This is a genomic window from bacterium (genome assembly GCA_035281585.1).
Classification (GTDB): Bacteria; UBA10199; UBA10199; order DSSB01; family DSSB01; genus DATEDP01.
In genome coordinates this window covers 24,502-31,772 of record DATEDP010000074.1, presented here as the reverse complement: position 1 = coordinate 31,772, position 7,271 = coordinate 24,502, and the positions used below count along the sequence as shown (strand labels likewise).

Genomic DNA, 7,271 nt, shown 5'->3' with positions numbered 1-7,271 from the left:
GGCGGCGCTTTCGGCCAGGGCTTCCTTAAGGCCGTTGTTTCCGACGTCGATGCTCTCTAAGAATTGGATGAGCTCCAAGGTCGGCGGACTGGGCGGGAAGCTCGGCGGATCGGAGGTCATTTTTTCCTTCAATTCCTCGATGCCTTCATCGGAGTCTAAAAAGCCGTGATCTTGCAAGGCTCCGACGAGCTGATTGTCGTTGTCCAGGCCGGTCGTGTCCTTTAGCTCCTCGATCAGCGCGTCGGCATCGACGGCGCCGGCTGCGGGCTCGGTGGTTTCGGTGGCGCCGTTCAAGGTGAGACGTTCGGAGAATTGTTCGGGGATGCCGTCAGTGGCGGGATCGCCGCCGATGGTGACGTATTCGACCTTCTGGTTGATGTTGGCGTTATAACCTTTCTGGACGTTGTAGACGTCGGTCGAGCCGTCGGTATGAGTGACCGTGACCACCAAGATGTCGCCGTTCATGGTGACCGCCACCTCGTCGGAGGGCTTCACACTGATATTAGCGTCGGCATAAATCGTGTGGACCTGGGGCCCGGTGGCATCGGCGCCGTTGGGATTGGCCCAGAAGTTGATGGTCTCGCCGGCGAACTCCGGTTCGTAGAGGTAAGTGTTCTCGTCGATCTTCTCACCCTCGATGCTGGCGTCGGGCTGGGAAGCGGTTTCGGTCGTCCCGCCCGGCGTGAACTCGCCCCAAGTGACCACGCCGTCGGCGAAGCCGGCGTTGTTGGTGACCTGGTCCTCTTCGGGGGTGTTGATCTTGAGCGTGTCCTTGCTGGGGTCGAAGTCGTGAATGAAGTACACGGCCTCGGTGCCGGTGGCCGGATCGTTGACCGTGACCTTGACCACCGATTCGGGAGGATTGGACCGGGTGTCGGTGGTTTGCTCCACCGTGACATGGCCCGAAACCGGCGCCACGTCGATGGTGATGTCGTTGCTCCAAATGTCGTGGGTGCCGTTGCCGGTGAAGCCGATCTTGGCGGTCGCTTCGGTATAGACCCAGTTGTCCATGGTGCCGGACATGCCGCCGAATTGATTGCTTTGGGGCCCCTGGGGAACGCCGAATTGGCCGCCCATCGGGCCGAGGGGGCCGCCCATTCCCGGCGTCATCCCGCTGTTTCCGTAAAGCGTGGTTTGAGCCCATTGAAGCTGGGCCAAGAAATCGTTCCACTCCATCTCGGTGGGACGAGGCGTCTCGGGGTCGCCGGCCATGACCGCGTTGTAGTAGGCGTTGGCCTGCTCGAACCAGGCGACCAAAGCCGGGTCTTGGGTCGTGCCGCCGGTGCCGGGCTGGACTAGCCCCTTGCTGGTTTCGGAAGCCGAGGGGGCGTATTGCAGCGATTTGAGCGACGGCGTGGAAACGCCGGAAAAGTCGGCCATCGAGAAATCCTCCTGAGGATCAGACCCTTGTCGTCACAAGGGTTATCGTTTCGGAATCGAGCTAAAGTTGCATCATTGATTATGAATTTTCTCCTCTTGGCAGACAAGGCTTTCTAAAACTATAGAAACCATCGAAATCCTTGATAATTTTGCTTGAATCGCCGTCCGCCCCGGCCTAGCTATGGGCCATGGCCGGATTCCGTCCCTCTTTCTTCCGCCCCGAAGTGATTCGGGAGGCGGCCTATCATCTCGAATCTTATCCCGAGGCGATCAAACTTAACCAAAACGAGCTTCCTTGGGACCTGCCGGCGGAACTCAAGGACGAGCTTTTCGCCCGGTTGAAGGAGCTGCCCTTCCAACGCTACCCCTTGCCCCAGCCGATGGCCCTGAAGCGCCGCCTCGCCGAGGGCCTGGGCTTGAAGCCGGCCCAAGTCGAGCTCGCCAATGGCAGCAATGTCCTGATTCAAGCCTTGATCTTGGCGACCTCCCTGAAGGGCCGGGTCCTTATTCTCGACCCGACCTTCAGCGTCTACGAGATCGAGGCCAAGCTCTTCGGCAACCGGGTGATCAAGGCGGCTTTGCCCGAGCCGGACTTCGCCTTTCCGCTCGAAAAAGTCCTGGCGCTGATCCGCCAGCGCCGGCCCAATTTGATTTTCCTCGCCAACCCCAACGCGCCCACCGGGACGCTGTTCCCGGCCGAGGCCTTGCTGGAAGTGGTGAGGCGGGCCTCCTGCCTCGTCGTCGTCGACGAAGCCTACTTTCAATTTTCCCAGGCCACCGTGCTTCCGGCCTTGAAGAAAAATCCCAACCTGGTCTTGCTGCGGACCTTCAGCAAGGGTTTCGGCCTTGGCGGGGTCCGGATCGGGTATTTGGCGGCGTCCGAGAAGGTCGCGGAGAACCTCTCCAAGATCCTGATGCCTTATTGTCTCTCGGCGCTCAGCGAGGCGACCGCCCACTTCGTCCTCGACCATGCCGAGCATTTCGACCGGGCGGTGGCCCAGGTCTTGGCGGAGCGCGACCGACTGCTCTCGGCGATGCGGGCTTTGCCCAAAATCCATGTTTTCGATACCGCGGCCAACTTCATCTTGTTCCGGGTGCGGAGCGCCAAGGCCTGCTTCGCTCATCTGCTCCAGGCGGGGATTCTGGTTCGCGACGTGTCGAGCCATGGCGGCCTGAAGAATTGCCTGCGGGTTTCGGTGGGCCGGCCCGAAGAGAATCAAGCCTTTCTGCGGGCATTGTCGAGCTATCGATAGGCCCTTGAAAACCGGTGGTTTTTCAAGGGCCTGCTAAGCTAAGATTCCCCTTCCATGGGCTCGCCGGGTTTCATTTTGGTGGCGCTCGCCGCCTTCGGATTCCTCTTTTTGGCCGGGTGGTGGACTTGGCGGAGGCTGAGTCGGGCGAATTCGCTCCTCGGCTCTTCGCTGGATGCGACCGCCGACGGAATCCTGATCGTCGACAACCAGGGGAAGATGGTTCGTTTCAATCGCCAGTTCCTGAAAATGTGGCAGATTCCCGAATCGGCCGTCGCCCACCGCGATGACGCCGCGGCCCTGAACTTGGTCCTCTCCCAGCTAAAGGATCCGGAGGGCTTTTTGGCCAAGGTGCGGGAGCTCTACGCCCAGCCTTTCGCCGAAAGTTACGACCTGCTGGAATTCAAGGACGGCCGTTTCTTCGAGCGCTACTCCAAGCCCCAGACGGTGGGAAAGGAGAGCGTGGGAAGGGTTTGGAGCTTCCGCGACGTCACCGAGCTGCGGCGGCGGAGCGAGCAGCTCAGCCGGGCCAACCAAGAGCTGCAGAAAGAGATCGCCGAACGTTCCCGGGCCGAGGAGGACTTGATCCGGAGCGAAAAGCAATACCGCGATTTGGTCGAGACCAGCCACGACCTGATCTGGTCGGTGGACCTCGAAGGCCGGCTGACCTTCCTCAACCGGCAAGCGACTCGAAGAATCTACGGCTACGAGCCGGAGGAGATGCTGGGCCGGTCCTTCGCGGAATTCGAGACGCCGGAGCAAGTCGAGAAGGACCTCGCCGTCTTCGAGCGGGTGAAGCAGGGCCAATCCTTCTTCCAGAACGAGACGGTTCAGATCCGAAAGGACGGCACGCCCATCTATTTAAGCTACAACGCGATCGTGCAACGGGACGAAACCGGCAAGGTCGTCGGCACCACCGGAACCTCCAGCGACATCACCGAGCGGCGTCGGGCCGAGGAAAAGCTGCGGGAAAGCGAGGAGCGGATCCGGGCCATGATCGACCACGCCCTATCGGCGGTCGTCTTGGTCGACCGCGACGGCGTCATCACCTATTGGAATCCCCAGGCCGAGAAGACCTTTGGCTGGTCCTCGTTCGAGGCCCTCGGACGCAAGGACACCGACTTGATCATCCCCCCCCACCAAGTCGAGCTGTTCAAGAAGCTGCGGGGGCGATTTCTGCGGAGCCGTCAAGCCGGTCTGCTGAAACGCCGCCTCGAGGCCACCGCCCGCCATGCCGACGGCCATGAGTTTCCGGTCGAGATCACGGTGACGCCGCTCCGGCTCGGTAACAGTTGGATGTTCAGCGCCTTCGTGCTCGACATCACCGATCGCAAGCTGGCCGAGGAGGAGATTCGCCGCAAGACGATGGAGCTCGAGCGCTCCAACAAGGAGCTGCAAGCCTTCGCCTACGTGGCTTCCCACGACCTCCAGGAGCCGCTGCACAAGATCGTGGCCTTCGTGGATCGGCTCCGCCTCAGCTCCGGCGAAAGCTTGAACGAGAAGGGCATCGACAGCTTGGATCGAATCCAGAAAGCCGCCCTGCGGATGAGGTCGCTGATCGAGGATCTCCTGCAATACGCTCGGGTGACGACGCGGGCCCAGGCCTTCGAGCCGGTCAGCCTGGGGTCGGTGGTGGCCGAAGTGCTTTCCTTGTTCGATTTGCGGATCGCCGAAACCGGCGCCAGCCTCGAGGTCGGTCCGCTGCCGACGGTGATGGCCGACCGCTCCCAAATGCTCCGGCTATTTCAAAACCTGATCGGCAACGCCCTCAAGTTTTGCAAGTCCGGCGAAAAGCCCGAGGTCCGGATCGCGGCTCAGGATTCGACGGTCGAAGGGCAGGTCGAGATCTTGGTCGAGGACCGCGGGATCGGCTTGGATCAGGAGTTTTTCGACCTGGTGTTCAAGCCCTTCCAACGGCTCCACGCTCGCAGCCAATACGAGGGAACGGGGATGGGGCTGGCGATCTGCCAGAAGATCGTGGACCGGCACGGCGGCGAGATCTTTGTTCAGAGCGAAGCCGGCCAGGGCGCGAAATTCATCGTCCGCTTGCCGAAACTGGTCAAAAATTCAATTTCGGCTGCTTAGCGTTGGCGATCGACAGCTCGGCCGCGGTCCGCGAGGCGAATTCCTTGAAGCGCTTGGCGCCCTCCGAATCGGGCTTGGCGACGACGATCGGCTTGCCCTCGTCGCTGCCGATCCGGGTGTCGAGGTCGATCGGAATCTCGCCCAAGAAGGGGACCCCCAGCTCCTGGGCCTTCTTTTGGCCGCCGCCGTGGCTGAAAATATCGCTGCGGCCCTGGCAGTGGGGGCAGGAGAAGAAGCTCATGTTCTCGACCACGCCCAAGATCGGGATTTGAACCTTCTTGAACATCGCGACGCCCCGGACCACGTCGGCCAGGGCCACGTCTTGGGGAGTGGTGACGATGACCGCGCCCGAGATCGGTATGAGCTGGGAGATCGAGAGCTGGGCGTCGCCGGTCCCCGGCGGCAAGTCGATGACTAGGTAGTCGAGCTCCTCCCAGGCGACGTCCTCGATGAATTGCTGGAGCATCCGGCCGATCATCGGCCCGCGCCACACCGCGGCGTCCTCGTCCTTCATCAGGAAGCCGATGCTCATGTTCTTCACGCCGTACTTTTCCAGCGGGATCAATTTCTTCTTGGCCTCGTCGACCAGCGGCGGGGTGTTCTTGAGGCCCATCAAGGTCGGCAGGGACGGGCCATAGATGTCGGCGTCGAGGATGCCGACCTTGGCGCCGCTCTGGGCCAGCGATAGCGCCAGGTTCACCGCGACGGTCGATTTGCCGACGCCGCCCTTGCCGCTCGCCACCGCGATGATGTTTTTGACTTTCTCCAGCCGGCCGCCGGGGCCGGGCCGGTTGCCCGCTCTCACTTCGGAATCCATGGTCACCTTCGCTTCCTTCACTCCTGGCACCGCCAACAGGGCGGCTTTGACGTCCTTCTCCAGCTTCTCCTTCAAGGGGCAGGCCGGCGTGGTCATGACGACCCGCAGCGAAACGACGCCGTCCTTTTCCTCGAGGTCCCGGATCATCCCCAGGGACACCAGGTCCCGGTGGAGGTCGGGATCCTCGACTTTTCCCAAGGCTTCAAGCAAAGCCTCTCGCATCGAAACATCCTCCCAAATCAGGAGGCCGCAGCCCTAACAAGGTAGCTATACGGAAATCCACATCTTTTCCAGACGGCTTCCGATAATGGCGATGGACCTGGGGCCTTATGAAAACGACCGTCAAAGCTTTCCATTCCCTTCTCCCTCTCTTGCTGCTGATCTTGCTCGGCGCCTGCTCCCGCTATATCGAAGGCGGGGTCTTTTTGGATAAAAACGGTAATAATATCCAAGACATGGGCGAGCCTAACGTTTCGGGCATTCAATATTCGGTGACCGGCGACGGGAGCACGGTCCATGGCGGGGTCACCGATGCCGACGGCAAGTTCCTGATCCGCATCGAAAGCAACAAGCAGGACGTCAATTATTGCGTGAGCGTCGACTCGGCGGCCGGCTTGGTCTTCCCGGACTTGCCACCCGCCGGCAAATCCTTGGAAGTTTCGGCCGACGAGGAGGAGGCGGACGACAAGAACGGCGTCGATGACGGCGAGGACGGCGAAGACGAAGAGGAGCAGGAGGCCACGCCCGATCCCGATGCTTGCCCCAAGGATTCCGACAATAAGCCCGAATGCGGCGACAGCCGCTGCGACGACGAGCCGGCTTGCATCACTCACACCGTCAAGTCCCTCCAGGCCTGCGACAAAACCAAGCTCAGCGAATGGAACATGCAGCTCGACGTCCCGGTGGCCGTGGATTATTCGAGCCGCATCGCCAAGATCGAGAAGACCAACCAAACCGCGAAAGTTGGCGACACCGTCGGGCTGGAGATCGTCTTTCCCAAGTCCTGCACTTTCAAGCCTTTCATTTTGCCCAAATCGCTGCAGGTTTCCTTGGGCAGCGCTTACGATCCGATCACCCGCGAAGTCTTTCTCTCCAAGGCCGTCGCCGAGCGACCCTCGCAGCTGTTTTACAACGACACGCCGCGCTTCGGCCACGACGAGCTGATCACCTATCTCTTGCCGGTTCAGGTGATCGGCGGCGGCGCCTCCGGCGACGAGGAACTTCAGCTGCAACCCAAGCTGGTCTGTCCTGACGGCAAGGAGGTCCTCTCCAACCTTCAGGTCCTCCTGATCCAATCCTCCTCGTCCTCGGGCTCTTCCGACGAGGCCTACCAGCTCAGCTCCGAAATCACCGGCGGCTGCCCCGAGCTGGGCGAAAGCGGGGTGCTCATCAGCTCGATCGAGCACGTCGGCGGCCCGGGTATGGTGGAGTCGGCTTATGCGCTGACCATCTCGGGTGGATCGAACCACGTCACCCTGGAAGATCTTCCTGAATTCTGCCATCAAGTCGGGCCGACGGTCGAATGCGACATCGAGGCGTCGGATTCGCTGACCAAGCTCGGCCTCTCCTTCAATTTCCAGATCTCGGAAAGCCTCCCCAAGCCGGCCACGATTTCCTTCGGCTCCAAGCTTGAGGTCGAGGGCGCCGTGTACAACGAAGCCCCGGTTTCCTGTACTTACGAGTGAGGGGGAGCCTTTTTTAGGCTCCTTGCATCGCCTCCGCCTTGCAGCTAGATTTGA

At 61.2% G+C, this 7,271-nt stretch carries 5 protein-coding genes; 3 read left to right on the top strand and 2 right to left on the bottom strand.

Annotation, left to right across the window (positions count from 1 at the left end; genetic code table 11):
- Window positions 1-1,380, bottom strand: a 1,380-nt coding sequence (locus tag VJR29_05970) for a hypothetical protein (protein ID HKY62946.1), incomplete at its 3' end; no start/stop codon positions are given.
- A gap of 188 nt (window positions 1,381-1,568) precedes the next feature.
- Here VJR29_05970 and hisC point away from each other — a divergent pair.
- Together hisC and VJR29_05960 are read left to right on the top strand one after the other, a co-directional pair.
- The gene (gene hisC / locus VJR29_05965; GenBank protein HKY62945.1) at window positions 1,569-2,633 is read left to right on the top strand and encodes a histidinol-phosphate transaminase; all 1,065 of its coding nucleotides are present in this window, start codon (window positions 1,569-1,571) and stop codon (window positions 2,631-2,633) included.
- A 54-nt stretch (window positions 2,634-2,687) separates the two neighbouring features.
- Window positions 2,688-4,715 (top strand): PAS domain S-box protein, encoded by a 2,028-nt coding sequence (locus VJR29_05960; protein HKY62944.1) that lies wholly within the window; start codon window positions 2,688-2,690, stop codon window positions 4,713-4,715.
- Here VJR29_05960 and apbC read toward each other — a convergent pair.
- Window positions 4,690-5,754 carry an iron-sulfur cluster carrier protein ApbC gene (gene apbC, locus VJR29_05955; protein ID HKY62943.1) on the bottom strand — a complete coding sequence of 355 codons (1,065 nt, stop codon included), beginning with the start codon at window positions 5,752-5,754 and terminating at the stop codon, window positions 4,690-4,692. The genes VJR29_05960 and apbC overlap by 26 nt on opposite strands.
- A 107-nt stretch (window positions 5,755-5,861) precedes the next feature.
- On the opposite strand from apbC, the gene VJR29_05950 reads away from it, so the two are divergent.
- A complete protein-coding gene (locus tag VJR29_05950) occupies window positions 5,862-7,217 on the top strand; it encodes a hypothetical protein (GenBank protein ID HKY62942.1) in 1,356 nt (451 codons plus the stop codon).
- The last annotated feature ends 54 nt before the right edge of the window (window positions 7,218-7,271 follow it).